The sequence below is a fragment of the Mesorhizobium sp. WSM4846 genome (genome assembly GCF_055811415.1).
The window spans coordinates 1-17,160 of record NZ_JBVVPZ010000062.1 but is presented as its reverse complement, the minus strand read 5'-3'; the positions used below and the strand labels follow the sequence as shown (position 1 = coordinate 17,160).

Genomic DNA, 17,160 nt, shown 5'->3' with positions numbered 1-17,160 from the left:
ATTGATGGCTTTTGGAGGGGGTTCCCAAAGAATCCGCACTGCTGGCGTAGCCTGAGGAACAAGCTTCTAGAAACCATTGAGCAAGGTTCGCTGCCCCCAGCCAAACAGTCACCTTTCGATGATGTGCACGACCTTGCGGGTTTGGGGGTCGATCAGCGCGGTGCGACCGTCAATTACGACGTACTGATACCTGGTCGGCAATGTGTTTTCGGCAAGTTCGCCCGGCTTGAATATATCCGGTATGAGCGCTCCGACTATCAGTTCAAAGTTGGACGGACGATCGACTACGACTGGATTGGTTTTCACGTATTCTCGCACTGCGATTTCCTGTTCGGGCGTGACCACGACAGTCTGGGCAGTCGCGAGAGCGGTTCCAGCGAGAAAGATGGTAGCGGCAATCGTGCTTCGAAAAGTCATATCTGCCTCCTGGGTTTGACATAATAACCACTGTAGAACCGCTGTCGGTCGAAACGGTTCCGCAATTGTCCAGCCCTCCTAACCCCCGCCGTGCAACGAGGCAGGACCTCAGTCTTCCCCCTGTCAGCCACTCATCGATCACGCCTCAGGGTCGCCCAGCAATCACCGTATGAAAGACCTAAGGACTTGTTGCGGGCTGGACCTAAGGGGTGCCGGGGTCCTCGCGCGAGCCAGTTATCCGATCACCCGCTCAGAAATTTCTACCAAACATTCCGACCCACCAACTACCGGAACAGAAGACACTGGGGGGACATTTAGATAAGACGACGTTAGCAACCCATTATTGAGGATCCACTTATGAACCCGACCGAATTGCAGGCGATTGGCGACACGCTGATGCGGGTAGTGACGCCAGAGATGACACCGAAACAGCTCCTAAAGGCTGCAAAGAAGGAACACCCGGACGCGTCGAAAAAGGACATCGCTCGTGCGGCGTTCTTCTCGATTATTTCCAATGCTGATCAAGACATCGGCAAATCCAGGAATTTGCAAGCCTTTGCGTTGCCGGAGCGAACCCAACAGTCTGACTAATGATGGTCGATATGCGTGGCCCCTAGCGGAGCCCGCCGCCGTTGAGAGGGAGCGGGCGACGGACCCCACGGCGGCTGTATTCCACGGAGGATCGACCGCCGCGATTTCTAAACTCGCGCGGGCCTACATCGTTCCCTTATCGGCGGCCTCTTGCCGCTCTAACCTCATGGCACTCCGTTGGTTCAGCCCTCCGATCTACGTCCTCAGTTATGGGGGCAGCCACGTCGAGGGTGGATGAAGTTGACCGGGATAGCGGGAAACAACGCGCGCCGATGATCTGATCGGGGCAGCCCATTGACGCGTGTCTTGACCATGCGTTCATCGGCGCTACCTGCTGCGATTAGGCAACAAGGGCGCAGGCTGATCCGTGCTCATCCGGCACCGCAGGTCTGCTGCCCTTCGCTTGATGAGAGAAGGTTATCCAATGTTCCGCCGTAGCGCATTGGCAGCGACGGCAGTCCTCGGGGTGACGGCAGCCCCAGTGCGATCCGACGTTGTTGTCGATCAAGCAGTCCAACAATTCCACCGCACCTGTCTTGCCGAGGGCCCCAATTTCAGCAAACGCAACATTTTCGCAGCGGCAGGGACCGCGACGATCCTTTTAAGCGGCTGCTCCGGTTCGGGCTTAGGTATGCCTGGCCCACCGGCCTGGTTTGCCACCACACCGCAGGCGGAACAGGCAACCTATTTCCGGAACCGATGTGTCTCCTACGGCTTCGAGCCAGGGACCCCGGCCATGGCCCAATGCATCCAAAACGAGTCCATTTCGTCTCGCGGCAGGGCATCTGCCAGGGCGAATGCGGCATTTGCCAACATGCAAAACAGTCAGCCGAAAACGACGACTTGCAACCGCTTCGGCAACACCGTGAACTGCACGACGTTTTGAGTTGACACCGAGAGGCGGAATGAGCGCCCGCCGCTCTCATTGCGAACGCTCGACGGCGAATGTTTGCGCGTCATCACCCTCCGGCCTGGAGAATGGTGGCGGCCCGACGTGAGGCTGAAGAAGGATTGACGCGCCGCCGTGCCCCCGCCCGATCAGGACGCTTCCTGCACTTCCTTGACTTGTGGCGTCACGGGTGCAGAATTAATGACGTAGGTGTTCGAGGTTAGGTCGCTAGTAGATCGAATGATGATGCCGTCGTCTCTTAATCGGGCAAACGTCGCCCGTGCGATCCGCATTGGCTTGCCTCTGGAATCTGCGGCGGTGACTTTGTTCGACCAAGGAACGTGAGTGATGGTGTCAACGCGCTTGAGAAAGCGCTTTTCCTTCTCAGTCAACTCGATCACGCCGTTCCTCCATATCATTCGCAGCGTTTGGTTGGCCGGTAACGCCGATGATGCGACTGCGTTCCAAGGACCCAAAGGCAGACAGCGCATGGTCGCTGCCTATGTCGAGAAACTCACAGTGGACGACCTTGAGGCTAAGGGCTTCCTGCCGAAAGGCGCAGCAGAATAGCTATGCTCGTCACCGTCAGCCGGGAGGAGTGGAGAGCGGCTCTCTGCATCGATGAACCAAGCACTGGCCATCGCGCGTCGGCACAAACCCTACCGCTGGGATTAACGGCGAGTCGCACGCATTGCTGTACCGGCGAACGTAGAGGGCATAGGTGTTCGGGCCGGTGGTCAGCACCGCCGAGCCTTGGCTCTGGATTAGCGCCTGCGTCTGCTGGCAGGTCATGGCGCGGGTGTCCGGCCTGGCCTGGGCGAGGGTTGTGAAGGCAAGCGTGACCGCTGCCGAGGTCAACGCAGTCCGGCGAATGGACATGACGAGACTCCATGATGAGCCATTTGGTTGACAAACTCGCATGTCGCAGGGCAGCTGTGCAATGGCGGCCTCCAAATCGGAATTTCCGGACTGGAGCAAACCGCCCGCCCCGTGCGAACTGACGGCGTGCCGGGGTGTCTGGCCGGTCGGAACTCGTTCAGATCGTGTTGCGCGACTTTACACAGCGGCCTACCGCCAGTCAGCTTTGACGACACGGCGGGTATAGGCGCGCTCGACGCCGAAGACCGCTTCGTCCTTTGTGGAGACCCTCCCGTTCGCGCCACCTTCATAACATGACCAGAACCATGTCCCGGCCTCGGTGCCGTGGAGCGTCTTCAGGATGCGGCCGACTGTATCCTGCATGAAACTAGCAGCGAAGTCATACGGCGGTGCTTCCCCGCCGATAACGGTCCTGCTCCATTCCAGCCGGACGCGGGCGCCACGGTCCACCAAGAAATGGGATGCGTCCTCCTTCTTTTCGAAGGTCCGCACGACCGTGCTGCCATCCACGACTTGCCAGCCGCGCTGATAGGCGAAACGGACCTTGAGACGCTCGCTCATCCGCGGAACCGCTCAGTGGTCCAATGAATCTTGCCGTCGATCTTCATCGGCTTGTGGATCATCAATCGCTTGGGAAGGTGCTCGGGATGCACTTCGAGCAGGGTTATCGTGATCTGCGGCTTGCAACGGCTGCAGTCAAATTTGAGCTTCAGCGGGTCGGCACCGCCGCCATAGACCATCATCAGGTCGGCCGAACGGCAGTAGCGCACATTGCCGCAGCTGCATTCTGCCTTGACGAGCATGTTGTGCCGGGTCGCCTTACCCAGCGTGTCGATCGGATCGTGCGCCATGAGAACAGAAAAGGAACATTTTGCTCGATCGTCAAGACGGGAGGCTTGGAATCTCTGCATCAATCCAAGCCGGCCACTATAAATTTGACAAAACCCGATTAGGAGATAGCCAGCAACCTTTTGCGGGTTTCAGACTTAGAGGCAATGGCCCGTTTCTTCTTTGATCTAACCGACAACGGAAACGCATACCCGGATACGGAAGGCACCGAGCTTCCAAACCTGGACGCCGCTGAAGATGAGGCATCGACGGCGCTTCTGGAGATAGCGAAAGACGCTCTGCCGGACGGCACGTTCCGCGAAGTCGCCTTCCAAGGTCATGACGGTACCCGCAAGCCGCTGTTTGTGGTAAAGGTCACGTTCGAGCTAATTCGCAACTGACGGTCAACTGATGACCAAGTGGGAGCCTGACATTCTCTTGCTTGAAGCCGCTCGCCTCTACCAGATACGAGCGGCGGCAGAGGTAGAAGAACTGTACTCAACCATCGTAGAGACGCGCCGCATAATCGCAAAGTCCCGCAAGCTGCTAGAGCGTCTAGCCGACAAGGCGGGCGCTACCCAGCCGTAGGGGAATGGCGCTGGCATCCCCTGCTCATTCTTCCCGCCAAAAATCCTGCAGCGAGGCGTGCCGAAGGTCTTCCTCGCCCCTGAGATGCTTCACACGGGCTTTGATACCCAGCCTTACCCACTGCGTTGCCGGCCGTTTTGGCATGTCCTTGGGCGGTGGCCCGGCATGTTCCTGGACTCCTTTCCACAGCCGCTCCCGCATCTCGCGATTAACGCTGACGAACGCACTGCCGACATATTTCCGAGTTCCCGGCTGGGCCATCAGAGCAAACGCGGGCTTGCCCCTCTCGCGTTCGACGCCGAGAAGCTCAAACTCGCTTTCCGTGAAGGATTTTGTCTTCAGCCAATTGGTGGTCGGGCCGCTGCAATATTTGCTGTCCCGACGCTTCGATACCATCCCCTCCAGGCCGGCCGCGTCGATCAGATGATAGATCGCGTTGGCTTCGCCTGGCATCGTCTCGCTGAACTGGATGCGACTGTCGGACCCTATGAGGCCGGCCAGGATTTCCCGCCGGTCCTCCAGCGGCATGTCGCGCAAGTCATGGCCGTTGAGATGCAACAGATCGAAGGCGACGAAATAGAGGTCGTGCTGGCGCCTGGTGATTGCCTTGCGCAACGCGGCAAAGTCCGAAAGGCCAGCCTCATTCAGAACGACGACTTCGCCGTCAATGATGGCGTTCTGTACGTTGAGAGCTTTGGCTGCCTCGACCAGATCGCGGTACTTCGATGTCCAGTCTAGGCCGCGGCGGGTGAAGATCCGCGCGCTGCCGGCGTCGATGATGATTTGGGAGCGGTAGCCGTCGAATTTGGCTTCATGCATCCAGTCATCGCCTTGGGGCGGCTTGGCGACCAAGGTAGGCCTCATTGGCGGGAGAAACTTCAAATGCATGCATTGACTCGCAAAACCGCGATTTCAATTAGCATGCGCTTAATTAGTTCCAATTTTAACGAATCGTTGACCGCGCTGTCCCAGAATAGGACGGCGCGGTCAAACCCCAACCCGGGATTGCGCAGGCGGCTCCGGCAATCCAGCTCCCCCGCCTCACTGTCGGAGCCGCTTCCACACTCCTCTAGCATTACCAGCAACGGTTGAATCAACTGTTACCGCACTTGCTTTCCAGTGCGCTTTCCCAGTCGTTAAACTTTGATGGAACAGGGCTCTCGCCTTCACGGTTTGACGCTGAGACAGTCCATCTCAGCGAGGAAGCATGGAAGCCCAAGAGAACATCCGCAACGCCTGGGCCGGCCTCAAGCTGGTTTGCATGGCGATCGAACAGACCTGCCCCGCCGGCGTGCTGCCAAGCGAGGAAGCCGTTGTGCTGCTCTACGGCCCGGAGCCGGTCCATGAGGGAGAAGCGCTGGCCAAGGCCATCATTGAGACGGTCAACCGGCTAACCGGATGAATGAAACGGCACGGCCAGAGCCGAAGCCACCCATTTTAAGTTTTTGGAGCGCCGCATCGCCCTTTGAGAATAGCGATCTCAGTTTCGTGGTCTCCACCCGACATTGAGGAAACCGGCACGCCTATGAGAAAAACGCCCAATGCGTCCTCGGTCACAGCCTTGTTTTGCTGAATTCGGCGACTATGTCGCTGACAGACCCGGCGGCAGTTTAGGCAAGTATCCGTAGGCTCTAAGGCGCTTTTCGGCGCGGCTCAGTTCTTCGGGGGTAAACAGTGCGCGCCATTTTGGATTTTCGACAACGACGGCCTCTACAGTCAAGTCAAGCCGCTCTCGCTGGTGGAGAGCAGTGTATCCATCTGATGGTTGAGTCGCGTTGATTAGAGTCTTGGCCGTCGCAAGCCCGTGGTTCCGGGTTATCATGCCTAGAAAGACTGTCGCGTTGTAATTTGCTTCGGCCTTGGCCCGCCGATAGATGTCGAACATCGCACCAAGTAAACTGCGGATAGGGGTCAGCCGCCATGGTCGCTCTTCTTCAGCTTGTCGCCTTTGGTGGAGGAGACTTTGCCACCTTACCGACGACAAGAGCAAGCGAGACTTTCGCGATCGCGAAAACACGGGATATCAAGGCAAAGACCACGACCGGCAAGGCTGAGGCGAAGCATTTCGAGCATTGCCCGGTGTGCGGGCAGGACTTCGACATGCGCGATCTTGGAGTCCCCAAGTGAAAGCCCGCTGCCGGTCCCCTCCCGCCAGCGGGCTTTTCGTTGGCGCTACTGGGGCGGGCAAATAGATAACGTCGGAGAGCGCGCTTAGAAGGATGGCTCATTGCCTTTCCGGTTCGTCTTCGGTTTCGCTACCAATGCAGCAGGAAGAGCGGTTTCAGCCTTGAGTCGTTGCTCCCGCAGCCGAGCCGTCTTTGCATCTCGTGCCAGCCGCTCAACCTCTGTTAATGCCCGCGCAGCATCCGACGTGCGCTCCTGTCTTTCATGTTTCTCTTTATGGGTAAATGTTTGCCTTTCCCGCATTGCCTGTCCTCGAATCTAGTACGGCGCTTTGTTGGCGACCCGAAACGATTGTCGGCAGATCGTGTTCCCCCCCAGGCAACAAAAAAGCCCGCGCCTCTGGCGGAGAGCGCGGGCCCGATCGGGTCGCGGCCCGATCTACAGCGGGCAAGCGGGGGGCATGCCCACTGGTCACAGACAATTTTTAGAAATCGCTAAAGTTCCAGGAAGGGATTACGGCTCGCTATCGTTTTGGAATGGCGCAACCCTCCCATGCAAACTCCAACGCAACAGACCCCACTCAATAAAATTTGAACGTTTCGGTTCCTGTGCACGGCGAAGCCAGTCCCATGAGGGGATTCGGTCCGATCCTCCACCGGACCTAAGTCTTATCTGTTCGCAAAACAGGCAAAGACGTATCGCCACTCGGAACCGCGGCTGCGCGCAGTCGTTGCTATGGTCCTTTCAACGGGCCGTTCGCTTGAACCCTGGTAGGAATACGGAAATGGAAGACAATCAGAATCGTTTGTCGGTCGACGAGTACTACGAGATAGAACATTTCGCGCGAGAGAATGGAATCTCGCCCAGCCAGGTCAGCAAGCTGATCAAAAAGAACGGCAATGATCGGTCAGCCCTGACAAAAGCCGCGAGGGCGCTGCGGGAGGGTAAGTGAGATATCGGACCAACAACGAAGGCACGGGATATCAAAGCAATGACCACGACCGGCCGATCAAGCCCGAGGCGGAGCATTTCGAGCATTGCCCCATATGCGGACAGGATTTCGATATGCGCGATCTCGGCCCGGTGCTTCATCATGCGAAGCCCGAGCACCAACCGCTGCAGCCTGTGAATTGAAAGTGTGCGACATCCGGTGTTCAACAGCGCGCACGCCAAGTGTTGGAGGCGTGCCAGCAACCCCTCCTCCTCGGCAGCAGCCTCGAAGGCCTTCCTTACGTCGTCGGGCGAGCGCGGCCCTACTGCGCGAGCTGGTCCATGGGTGCGTTTGCTTCGGCCAACCTAGCCAGCGCTTGCTCGACTTTTTGAGCCGAGGCGTCAGTGCGCTTGATGTGCCGGATCACTTGCTGCCTTAGCCGCGTGAGCCTTGCGGCGCGATAAACGTCACCGTATCTCGCAGTTTCAAGGTCTAGAGTCGCGAGCCTCATGGGCGACGATTCCAATTATTCAGCGCTTCGAAGAGTGAGTTTGACGCGGTGCAAGCCGCCAGGTTCTTCCGAATTGGCGTAAGTACCGAGCGTCGCGGTTTCGACCTGACGGTCCGCAGCTTCGGCATAGCTGACGCTGATCGCGAAGATAGCGATAGCAAGGTGCTCGGGGGTAAGTAAGGTCGCGACATGCATCAAATTAGCACCGGCCTTTGATGGGCTTCGTCCACCGATTGGATGAAGCGTCACCTATATTAGCTACCACTTGACTAAGGCGCCGCCCGCCCCAGACTTATGGAATGGCGCGGGGAATTGGGATTGGAGATCTGGTGGCGACCACGGCCACCGTCCGCAGACCGTCATCGCGGCGATCAGCACATAGAAACCGGGCGGTCGGGATAGACATTCGGCGATCACAAAGAGAAATCGGTTCATGCGAATCCCCGTACGAACGATGTGATCCGATTGGGGCTGCATTTCGGGTGCTCGTCAAGGCACCCTGCTGATGGCCATGTTCGTGGCCACGCCATCCTGATCTGCGGCGGACCAGATTCTGCTGTTGCCTGCAGACGCTTGGAACCACGGCAGACGCGCGGCGTTTGGCGTTCTCACAGGAGAGAAGCCATGCCCGACAACGATGAGGAATTCAAAAGCAAGTTTTGGGACTCGATCCGTTCCGATATGACGGCAATGATCGGCGTCCCGGGCGTCCACCCTCGACCGATGACAGCGCAGTTCGATGGTGACCGCAACGTTATATACTTCTTCACAGCGAAGGACACCGACTTGGCCGAGGCCGTCGCATCTGCAAAGGAAGCGACACTGGTCTACTCCGCCAAGGGACACGACCTGTTCGCCACCATCCAAGGCACACTGAGGATCGACAATGATCGGGCAGTCATCGACCGATTGTGGAATCGCTTCGTCGCCGCATGGTTCGAAGGAGGCAAGGAAGATCGGAAGCTGTGCTTACTCAGGTTCGATCCTGCGGACGCCGAAATCTGGAAAGATGCATCCAGCATCGTCGCCGGGGTGAAACTTTTCCTCGGGATGGGCGACCCGAAAGCGGACTACAGGGACAGCGTGGCACAGGTTCGCATGAAGTAACCCCGGGAGGGGGCGGCAGCGGGCTTTCACTCGGGGAGTGTCTTAGCGGCTGCATCCTGAAGGAATCGACCGCTGCAGTTGTAAGGCGTGATTTCTGCAACGGTTCCAGAGTTTTTGCGGAGTTCCAAGGTTTTTTGCCCTACCTCTGGAACACATGCTCGAGACGAAAGTTCGGCAGGTGCAGCTCAATTGTTCCTCCCATGAACGGCTGCAGATCGGCCCGATGCACCGATCGGCCCGCGCGTCCTTTCCTCGTGGGTGCGGGCTTTCAATTCACAAGCGTCGGGCTGTCATCTCCGCACGGCAATTCGGAACATTTCTCTCTCCCTGCGGTTAGGGAGTCGAGGGCGGTCAGCCCCAGCAATGAAGGCCATCATCGCAGCGCTGGTTCCCCAGGAGCTTGCCGCAATAACAAGGACAACAGTGATGAGCGACGCAATTCCCAACCCCCGCCAAGAAGAAAATTTGGCTTACTCGACCGCAAGTGATGATGCTCACGCGATCCTTCTGAACAAAGTCAGTTGGGGCGCCATTCTCGCCGGGGTGGTTGTGGCTCTCGTGACGCAAGTCCTGCTGACGATGCTGGGTGCTGGTGTCGGCATCGCGACGCTCGATCCCGGGACCGGTGACAATCCCGAGGCATCGACGTTTTCAATTGTAGCCGGTATCTGGTACGTCCTGTCTGGAATTGTTGCTGCGTTCGTCGGCGGCTACATCGCTGCTCGGATGTCCGGCAAGACGCCCCCCACAACGGGCGCGCTCCATGGGCTGACAACGTGGGCACTCACAACCTTGCTGGTGCTATATTTCCTCACCAGCACCGTCGGCATTATTGTTGGCGGAGCTTTTAGCGGTATCGCAAGCGCCGTCGGCGGCTTGGGCGAGACCGTAGCGCAAACCGCGGAACCAATTGTGGCAGAGGCTAATCCTCTGGAAGCCATTGAGGCTCAGGTGCGCTCGACCGGTACGGACCCGGAGGCGCTTAACAATGCGGCCATCAGTGCGATGCGTGCGCTCGTCATGGGCAACGAGGCGGATGTCAATTCAGCCCGTCAAAACGCAGCACAAGCACTGGCGACGGCACGTGGTATCCCTCTCGAACAAGCCACGGAACAGGTGACGCAGATGGAACAGCAATATCGCCAAGCCGTCGAGCAGGCGAAGCAACAAGCGGCGGAAGCCGCAGATACCGCTGCTTCGGTCGCATCGACCGGCGCGCTTCTGGCATTCGTCTCCCTTGTGCTTGGCGCGATTGCTGGCTGGTTTGGCGGCCGTTCCGGGGTGGTTCACCCAGTCTTTGCAGACCGTCTCATACCTTCGCGGCGCGGTTTGTAACGTAACGAGCAGCGGGGTGCGATTCATCGGATCGATGCAGTTGCAGTCGGCGCCTTCAATATTTCGAAGTTCCACCTGCCGGCCGAACCGAAAGCTAGGACGCGTGGTTAGCGCGGCCGGCGTCGGAAACGCCGTCCAATCCCGGGTCGAAATGCACAATGGCATTAAGGACGGTGCGGTAGAGACTGTCGACTTCCTCGTCGATCTCTTCACGCCTGATGCCCACTGACTTCGCGTCGGCAAACAGCTTGTGCGTCAGCTCATTGATCGAAATCACATCCGGCCGGGCCGTTTTAGGAACGCTGTTCGCGATCCACTTGTGCAGGAAGGTGATGCCGCGTGCGCTCATCTGGGCATAAGCTACGGAACGGACATTAGTTCCAGCTTGAACACGAACAACAGAGCGGACGAACGTATTTCGGAACAAAGAGGAACAAGGCGCTATGTCGAAGTTGGGTTCCGTAGTGGGAAGGAACATCTCACCATGGGCGAAGATAGAAAAAGTGAACCCGAGCGGCAAAAGGAACTCCAAGCCGAGGCACTCGCACGTGAAACCGGGATCACCCCGGATCAGGCTCTCACGCTCATAGAATTGCTAGGAACGGATCGATCATCACTGCTGCGCGAGGCGAACATTCTGAAGAATCGAAAGCCCAGCAGTGCACCATGACGAACCACAAGACGGGCAGCTATCACTGCCACTGACTATGCGGCCCTCTGAATGACCCCGCCTATCCGTTTCCGAAGTGCAATTGAGGCATTGGGCTGTGCGGACGCTATACCAGGTATCTCCCGTGGTCGGAAATCCACCGGCTCTATCGACTAACGGCGCCAGCCGAAACGAGACTCATTCAATTATGTGCGCTTCGATCTTCCGGCGTTAAACGGGTCGCTGAACTCCCAGTCTGCTGGGGCAAGTTCCGAGCCAGCGTCACGACAGGGAGACTGCCATTCGCCGCGCCTCCGCAATTAGAGCGGAAATCTCTCTGCGCTGCTCGATAGCCTCACAAGTGAATCGCCCATGACGATAAAGGCCATGAGCGGCGCCTCTGGGTGCTCCACCGCCAGCCCCATGAAAGCGACAGACGCGATGGCCACGTACAGCCGGAGCTTTGCAGCCAACGCCGCTGCGCTTGCTGCGAGCCTGACAACGCGGTGCGCGGTTCATGGGGTTATCGATCATTTTTCTTCACCTACCCCGCCCCCATGGGCGACGTTGCCGACGATGGCTTGGCCCCCCTTTTCAACGTTCACGCGCTCGACAATCACGCGCTGCTCACCCTTGCTGCGATAACGCTTCAGAGCCTCAACCTGGGCCACATATGTGCGGGCGAGGCGGTTTAATGCCCGTTCTTGCGATTCCTTCAATTCCCACGTCTTTGCTTGTCCCATGCACATAGCGGTATTCATCGTGGCGAGGTGGATTGCGGCCATCTGGACACCAAGAGTCGCTTCGATCTGGTCCTTCGGCCGGAGCCCGCATACCATGGAGAGGGCATAATTCATTTCACCCTCACGTACCACGGAGCCGACCTGAGCAGCCTTGGCCAGTGAATCGAGAGTGCCGGCAAGGAAAGTGCCGCTATCGGCCCCTACGGCTTCGGCCAGTAGCTCATAGCCGAGTGCGGGGTCAGGGTGATCCACCGCGATCGAAGCGATGCGCTTACCGCCATCTTCGCTCATCGAGACTTTTATTTGCGGAACCGGACGCCTGTTCTCGCGGCGCTTATTGTAGGCTGCCTGTGATGCAATTTCCCGCGCTGTCGGCGCATACGGCTTTGCAACCGGGTTTGCCGTCTTGGCTCTCTTGGGCATCGGAACGACTGTCATTAGTGCCTCGCCATACCGCCTGCTGAATACCGATCGCCATCAGATCCGCGAGAGCATTCGCAGCCTTGCTGAGCAAGTCCTGGCCCAGGGCGTGATAGAACCCCGCGCTGTTATGGTCGCCACGCTTTCGACATGCCTCCGCCAGAGCGCCACGGCGGCATGTTCGAAATGGGTAACTAAATCCAGCCGTTCCGCACGGCTGTCACAGCCGCTCACGATGGCCTGCTCTGCGACGATCCGATGGCATTCGTCAGACAGGTTTGCGCATTGCCGGCGGCGACACGGTTGAAGCGGCCTGCACAATCGGCATAGTAGGCCGGTCGTGAACCACGGGAGGGCCACATGAAGCTCGGATTGCTCACCGCACCGTTTGCCGACACCCCGCTTGGCGAGGTCGCCGACTGGGCAAGTTCTGCCGGCTTCGAGGCGCTGGAGATCGCCTGCTGGCCGAAATCCTCAGGCGCAGCCCGGCGCTATGCCGGCACCAGCCATATCGACGCCGCCTCGACCTCGACCTCGCAGGCCAAGGAAATCGCCGCCGCACTGGCGGAAGAGAACCTGTCGATCTCCGGCCTCGGCTTTTATCCCAATCCGCTGCATCCCGATGCCGCCCACCGCAAGGCCGTCGTCGATCATTTGAAGAAGGTGATGGTGCTGGCGAGCCATATGGGCGTGCCTGTCGTCAACACCTTCTGCGGCGGCGACGCCTCAAAAACCATCGACGCCAACTGGCAAGAGGCACTCAAACTGTGGCCCGATATCATCGCCCATGCGCGCGACAACGGCGTCAAGCTGGCTTTCGAGAACTGCCCCATGATCTTCAGCTACGACGAATGGCCGGGCGGCCACAACATCGCCTATTCGCCCTATATCTGGCGCCGCCTCCTCGAGGCATGGGGCGGCGACGTCGGCATGAACTTCGACCCGTCGCATCTGGTCTGGCAGATGATCGACCAGGCCCGCTTCATCAGGGAATTCGGCCCGTACATGCTGCATGTCCATGCCAAGGACCTGATGATCGATCATGATGGCCTTTACGAGCGCGGTATCCTCTCGGCCGGCATGGGCTGGCAGGTGCCGCGCATGCCGGGGCTTGGCGATGTCGACTGGAATGTGATCTTCTCCGGCCTCTACCGCGCCGGCTACGGCGGAGCCATCATCATCGAACACGAGGACCGGCGCTTTGAGGGAAGCGACGACGACGTCAAGCGCGGCTTTCTGCTCGCCCGCGACGTGCTGCGCCCCTTCGTGAAATGAGGCCCCTTTTCGAACTGAACTGAAAACAAGGTGGAGGAAGACTGAAATGAAAAAATATCTGGCAATGGTCCCGCTGCTTGCCGGCGCGGCGTTTCTGGCTTCGGTGGGCATCTCGTCCGCTGAAGCCAAATACACGATCGGCGTCTCCAACACGGTGCAGGGCAATGGCTGGCGCGAGGAGATGATCTGCGCCATCAAGGCGCAGGCGCTCGCATCCGGCGAGGTCACCAAGCTCAACATCGCCCATCGCAACACCGACGCCGCCGGCCAGCTCGAGGACATCCGCAACCTGATCAGCGCCAAGGTCAACGCCATCGTCGTCAACCCGGCCGATCCGGCCGGCATCAAGTCAGCCCTCGAGGAAGCCACCAAGGCCGGCATCGTCGTCGTCGCCGTCGACCAGGCGGTCACCGAGCCCTCGGCCTACATCATCTCCAACAACCAGGAGCAATACGCCTATCTCGGTGCCAAATGGCTGTTCCAGCAGATCGGCGGCAAGGGCGATGTCGTCTACATGCGCGGCGCCGCCGGCGCCTCGGCCGACAGCGACCGCGACAAGGGCTTCAAGAAGGCGCTTGCCGAATTCCCCGACGTGAAGGTCGTGCACGAGGTCTTCACCGGCTGGCAGCAGGACCAGGGCAAGCAGCAGATCCTCGATTTCATCGCCACCGGATCGCCGTTCAACGGCATCTGGACTTCGGGCATCGACAATGTGATCGTCGATGCGCTGGTCGAGTCGCAGACGCCGCTGGTGCCGGTGGTCGGCGCCGACAATGCCGGCTTCGTCGGCCAGCTGAACTCCGTCGAAGGCCTCGTCGGCGCGGCGGTGACCAACCCCGGTTCGATCGGCGGCGCTGGCGTGACCCTGGCTCTGCAGATTTTGAACGGCAAGAAGCCGGCGGAGCAGACAGTGCTGGTCGAGCCGCAGCTGTGGGAGAACGCCACCGAGGAGGGCAAGGCCAAGCTGAAAAGCGTAGCCGATCCGTCGCTGAGCCCTGAATGGCCGGTCTCGATCTCCATTCCGGAGTGGACCACCTACACCAAGGACCAGATCATCGCCTGCAAGGGCCCGGGCGAGTAATTCGCTGCCGCGCTTCTGCCTTCTCCCCTTGTGGGAGAAGGTGGATCGGCGCGCAGCGCCGAGACGGATGAGGGGGGCTGGAAGGAATGAGACGTTGGTGTTCCCTGGAACACCCCTCATCCGACCTCGCTTCGCGAGGCCACCTTCTCTCACAAGGGGAGAAGGGAAAGATCGCCGTTTTAGACAACTTGCAACGAGAGCAACGCGATTTTGACCACCAACCCGCTCCTGGACGCCACCGGCGTCGTCAAGACCTACGGCGCCGTGGTGGCGTTGCGCAACGCGTCGCTGTCGGTTCTGCCGGGCGAGGTTCACGCGCTGATGGGCGCCAATGGCGCCGGCAAATCGACGCTCGTCAAAATCCTGACCGGCGCCATCCGCGCCGATGCCGGGCATATCCTGATCCGCGGCGAGACGCGCGACGTGCGCTCGCCCGCCGATGCGCGCCGCGCCGGCCTGCTTCCCGTCTATCAGGAACCGTCGCTCATCCCCGATCTCGACGTCGCCTCCAACCTTCGCCTGACCGACACGCCGGTCGAGCCGTTCCGCGCTTGGGTGCGCGAACTCGGCATTCCCGACCTCGACATCCGCGACATCGCGCGCGACATCCCGCTGGCCGTGCTGCGCGTGCTCGATCTGGCGCGCGCGCTGGCGGTCGAGCCCGACGTTTTGCTGCTCGACGAGATGACCGCGGCACTGCCGGCGAACCTTGCCGAAAAGGTGCTTGAGGTCGTTCGCCGCCAAGGCGACAGCGGCCGTTCGGTGATCTTCATTTCCCACCGTTTCGTCGAGATATCGGCGCTTTGCGACCGCGCCACCGTGCTTCGCGACGGCGAGACTGTCGGCGTCGTCGACATCAAGCCGGGCGTCGAGGAGCGCATCGTCGAGATGATGCTCGGCGCCAGGATCGAAAAGACGCGCGTGACGGCGCGCCAGGCGGGCCAGGCCGCTTCGCCTGGGGATAGCCGTCCACGCCTCGGTGTGGCGAACCTTCGTGTCGGCACCAAGCTCAACGACGTCTCGTTCGATCTGGTGAACGGCGAAGTCGCGGGCGTCGTCGCGCTCGAGGGGCAAGGCCAGGACGAGCTGTTCGCCGCGCTTGCCGGCTCGATCCGGCCGTCCGGCGGCACCATCGAAGTGGACGGGCAGCCGGTGAAATTCGCGCATCCGGCCGATGCGATCCGCGCCGGCATCGCCTATGTGCCCGGCGACCGCACCGAAGCGCTGACCATGCAGCGCTCGGTGCGCGAAAACATCGCGCTCCCGTTCAGCGCCGCCTTGCGCAACTGGGGACCGATCAACATGGTGCAGGAACGCTCAAGGGTCGTCAGCGCGATCGAGCGTCTGCAGATCGACACCCGCGCCCAGCGCGAGGTGCAGCGCCTGTCCGGCGGCAACCAGCAGAAGGTGACGATCGCCCGCTGGATCGCCGCTGAAGCACAGACCATTCTCTGCTTCGACCCGACGCGCGGCATCGATGTCGGCACCAAGCAGGAGATTTACAAGCTGCTGCGCGAACTCGCAGACCAGGGCAAGTCGGTGCTGTTTTATACATCCGAACTCGAGGAGGTGCAGCGTGTCTGCGATCGCGTCATCGTCATCTTTGGCGGGCGTGTCGTCGATGTCTTCCCCGTCGAACTCGCCGACGAACCGGCACTGATGCGCGCCGCCTACGGCTTGCCGCGCGGCGCCAAGGTGGACGTCGGCATCCTTGCCGACATCCACTCGAGCCCGGTGGCGAAACCTTGACCCGCCTCGTCCGTCGTCAGGGCTGGGTCGCCGGCCTGCTCGTCCTGTTCGTGGTCCTGTTGGTGATCACCAGGCTCATCCAGCCGGGGTACGGCAGTGGCGATTTCGGCTCGCTGGTGCGCGCGGTGCTGCCTTACGCCTTTGCCGTGGCCGCCCAGACGATTGTCGTCATCGCCGGCGGCATCGACCTTTCCGTCGGCGCGATGATGGCGCTGACCAGCGTCACCGCCGCCACGATGATGGACGGCGCCAGCGAGGAATACGCGCTTTTCGTCGTGCCGTTCGTGCTGGCCATGGGGTTGGTGCTGGGCGCCGTCAACGGCATGCTGATCGTCGTCACTCGCGTGCCCGATATCGTCGTCACGCTGGCCACCCTGTTCGTCCTGCAGGGCGCGGCGCTGCTGGTGCTCGGCGCGCCCGGCGGCGCGGTCGCCGAATGGCTGCGGGCGGCCATCGTCGGCACCGTCGCGATCCCGGGCTTGCCAGAAATCTCTGCCTGGATACCGAAGGCGCTGGTGCTTCTGGTCGTCTGCCTGTGCATCATCTGGATACCGCTCAAGCGCTCAAAACTCGGCCTGTCGATCTACGCCATCGGCAGCAGCGAGCTCGCCGCGTTTCGCAGCGGCGTGCCGGTCGCGCGCACCAGGATCATCGCCTATGCCCTGTCGGGGCTTTTCGCTGCCATGGGCGGGCTGGCGCTGACCATGAGCACCGGCATCGGCGCCCCTATCCCCGGCCCCTATCTTCTGGCCAGCGTGGCGGCAGTCGTGCTCGGCGGCGTCGCGCTTGGCGGCGGCAAGGGCGGCCTGCTCGGCCCGATCGTCGCCGTCTTCGTGCTGCGGCTGGTGCGCACCGACCTGACGCTGCTGGCCATCGATCCCAACGTCACCGCAATCATCGAGGGCGCGATCATGGTCGCCGTCGTCATGTTCGGCGCGTTTATTACGATGAGGGGGCGGCAATGATGAGAGGTGCCGTGAGGCTGGTTTACGAAGTCGGCGATCCACGGCGCCCCCCTCTGTCCTGCCGGACATCTCCCCCAC

The 17,160-nt window shown here is 60.3% G+C and carries 21 protein-coding genes; 13 read left to right on the top strand and 8 right to left on the bottom strand.

Annotation, left to right across the window (positions count from 1 at the left end; translation table 11 throughout):
* Positions 1-108 precede the first annotated feature (108 nt).
* A complete protein-coding gene (locus AC0L15_RS30945; protein WP_473498119.1) occupies positions 109-417 on the bottom strand; it encodes a DUF1236 domain-containing protein in 309 nt (102 codons plus the stop codon).
* Positions 418-774: 357 nt separating this feature from the next.
* Here AC0L15_RS30945 and AC0L15_RS30940 point away from each other — a divergent pair, with 357 nt between their 5' ends.
* Positions 775-1,008: a hypothetical protein gene (locus AC0L15_RS30940; RefSeq protein ID WP_473498117.1), complete on the top strand. Its 234-nt coding sequence runs from the start codon at positions 775-777 to the stop codon at positions 1,006-1,008.
* Positions 1,009-1,432: 424 nt separating this feature from the next.
* Positions 1,433-1,894 carry a hypothetical protein gene (locus tag AC0L15_RS30935; RefSeq protein WP_473498116.1) on the top strand — a complete coding sequence of 154 codons (462 nt, stop codon included), beginning with the start codon at positions 1,433-1,435 and terminating at the stop codon, positions 1,892-1,894.
* Positions 1,895-2,046: 152 nt separating this feature from the next.
* Here AC0L15_RS30935 and AC0L15_RS30930 read toward each other — a convergent pair whose 3' ends face one another.
* From AC0L15_RS30930 to AC0L15_RS30920, 3 genes are all read right to left on the bottom strand, one after another.
* Positions 2,047-2,298 (bottom strand): hypothetical protein, encoded by a 252-nt coding sequence (locus tag AC0L15_RS30930; RefSeq protein ID WP_473498114.1) that lies wholly within the window; start codon positions 2,296-2,298, stop codon positions 2,047-2,049.
* A gap of 667 nt (positions 2,299-2,965) precedes the next feature.
* Entirely contained in the window at positions 2,966-3,337 is a 372-nt protein-coding gene (locus AC0L15_RS30925; RefSeq protein WP_287250767.1) for a hypothetical protein, read from the bottom strand.
* Positions 3,334-3,627: a hypothetical protein gene (locus tag AC0L15_RS30920; RefSeq protein WP_287250766.1), complete on the bottom strand. Its 294-nt coding sequence runs from the start codon at positions 3,625-3,627 to the stop codon at positions 3,334-3,336. Before AC0L15_RS30920 ends, AC0L15_RS30925 begins: the two co-directional genes overlap by 4 nt.
* Before the next feature lie 144 nt (positions 3,628-3,771).
* Here AC0L15_RS30920 and AC0L15_RS30915 point away from each other — a divergent pair, with 144 nt between their 5' ends.
* Positions 3,772-4,005, top strand: a complete 234-nt coding sequence (locus AC0L15_RS30915) for a DUF6894 family protein (RefSeq protein WP_473498112.1) — start codon at positions 3,772-3,774, stop codon at positions 4,003-4,005.
* Positions 4,006-4,216: 211 nt separating this feature from the next.
* On the opposite strand, the gene AC0L15_RS30910 is transcribed toward AC0L15_RS30915, so the two are convergent.
* Positions 4,217-5,080 carry an ATP-dependent DNA ligase gene (locus AC0L15_RS30910; protein WP_287250762.1) on the bottom strand — a complete coding sequence of 288 codons (864 nt, stop codon included), beginning with the start codon at positions 5,078-5,080 and terminating at the stop codon, positions 4,217-4,219.
* A 319-nt stretch (positions 5,081-5,399) separates the two neighbouring features.
* Here AC0L15_RS30910 and AC0L15_RS30905 point away from each other — a divergent pair, with 319 nt between their 5' ends.
* The 3 genes from AC0L15_RS30905 (at position 5,400) to AC0L15_RS30895 (ending at position 7,268) form a co-directional block, all read left to right on the top strand.
* On the top strand, positions 5,400-5,594 hold the full coding sequence (locus AC0L15_RS30905) for a hypothetical protein (protein WP_473498110.1): 195 nt from the start codon (positions 5,400-5,402) through the stop codon (positions 5,592-5,594).
* A 518-nt stretch (positions 5,595-6,112) separates the two neighbouring features.
* Positions 6,113-6,319, top strand: a complete 207-nt coding sequence (locus tag AC0L15_RS30900; RefSeq protein WP_287250758.1) for a hypothetical protein — start codon at positions 6,113-6,115, stop codon at positions 6,317-6,319.
* Between the two features lie 781 nt (positions 6,320-7,100).
* A complete protein-coding gene (locus AC0L15_RS30895; RefSeq protein ID WP_077381880.1) occupies positions 7,101-7,268 on the top strand; it encodes a DUF3606 domain-containing protein in 168 nt (55 codons plus the stop codon).
* 505 nt (positions 7,269-7,773) lie between these two features.
* Here the strand turns inward: AC0L15_RS30895 and AC0L15_RS30890 are convergent.
* On the bottom strand, positions 7,774-7,953 hold the full coding sequence (locus AC0L15_RS30890; RefSeq protein ID WP_287250756.1) for a hypothetical protein: 180 nt from the start codon (positions 7,951-7,953) through the stop codon (positions 7,774-7,776).
* Positions 7,954-8,382: 429 nt separating this feature from the next.
* Between AC0L15_RS30890 and AC0L15_RS30885 the strand changes: the two genes are divergently transcribed.
* Together AC0L15_RS30885 and AC0L15_RS30880 are read left to right on the top strand one after the other, a co-directional pair.
* Complete coding sequence (locus AC0L15_RS30885) at positions 8,383-8,865, top strand: pyridoxamine 5'-phosphate oxidase family protein (RefSeq protein WP_473498107.1); 483 nt, start codon at positions 8,383-8,385, stop codon at positions 8,863-8,865.
* 426 nt (positions 8,866-9,291) lie between these two features.
* Positions 9,292-10,200, top strand: a complete 909-nt coding sequence (locus AC0L15_RS30880; protein WP_287248408.1) for an MFS transporter — start codon at positions 9,292-9,294, stop codon at positions 10,198-10,200.
* 94 nt (positions 10,201-10,294) lie between these two features.
* Here the strand turns inward: AC0L15_RS30880 and AC0L15_RS30875 are convergent, their stop codons facing one another.
* Positions 10,295-10,549, bottom strand: a complete 255-nt coding sequence (locus AC0L15_RS30875; protein ID WP_473498105.1) for a DUF768 domain-containing protein — start codon at positions 10,547-10,549, stop codon at positions 10,295-10,297.
* A gap of 36 nt (positions 10,550-10,585) precedes the next feature.
* Between AC0L15_RS30875 and AC0L15_RS30870 the strand changes: the two genes are divergently transcribed.
* On the top strand, positions 10,586-10,870 hold the full coding sequence (locus tag AC0L15_RS30870) for a hypothetical protein (RefSeq protein WP_287248406.1): 285 nt from the start codon (positions 10,586-10,588) through the stop codon (positions 10,868-10,870).
* A 509-nt stretch (positions 10,871-11,379) separates the two neighbouring features.
* Here AC0L15_RS30870 and AC0L15_RS30865 read toward each other — a convergent pair.
* A complete protein-coding gene (locus tag AC0L15_RS30865; protein ID WP_473498103.1) occupies positions 11,380-12,030 on the bottom strand; it encodes a hypothetical protein in 651 nt (216 codons plus the stop codon).
* A 342-nt stretch (positions 12,031-12,372) separates the two neighbouring features.
* Between AC0L15_RS30865 and AC0L15_RS30860 the strand changes: the two genes are divergently transcribed.
* The 4 genes from AC0L15_RS30860 (at position 12,373) to AC0L15_RS30845 (ending at position 17,082) form a co-directional block, all read left to right on the top strand.
* On the top strand, positions 12,373-13,287 hold the full coding sequence (locus AC0L15_RS30860; RefSeq protein ID WP_473498102.1) for a sugar phosphate isomerase/epimerase family protein: 915 nt from the start codon (positions 12,373-12,375) through the stop codon (positions 13,285-13,287).
* Between the two features lie 46 nt (positions 13,288-13,333).
* Positions 13,334-14,368 carry an ABC transporter substrate-binding protein gene (locus tag AC0L15_RS30855; protein WP_287248387.1) on the top strand — a complete coding sequence of 345 codons (1,035 nt, stop codon included), beginning with the start codon at positions 13,334-13,336 and terminating at the stop codon, positions 14,366-14,368.
* Positions 14,369-14,578: 210 nt separating this feature from the next.
* Complete coding sequence (locus tag AC0L15_RS30850) at positions 14,579-16,117, top strand: sugar ABC transporter ATP-binding protein (protein WP_287248385.1); 1,539 nt, start codon at positions 14,579-14,581, stop codon at positions 16,115-16,117.
* Positions 16,114-17,082 carry an ABC transporter permease gene (locus AC0L15_RS30845; RefSeq protein ID WP_287248382.1) on the top strand — a complete coding sequence of 323 codons (969 nt, stop codon included), beginning with the start codon at positions 16,114-16,116 and terminating at the stop codon, positions 17,080-17,082. The genes AC0L15_RS30850 and AC0L15_RS30845 overlap by 4 nt, the downstream gene beginning before the upstream one ends.
* Positions 17,083-17,160: the final 78 nt, after the last annotated feature.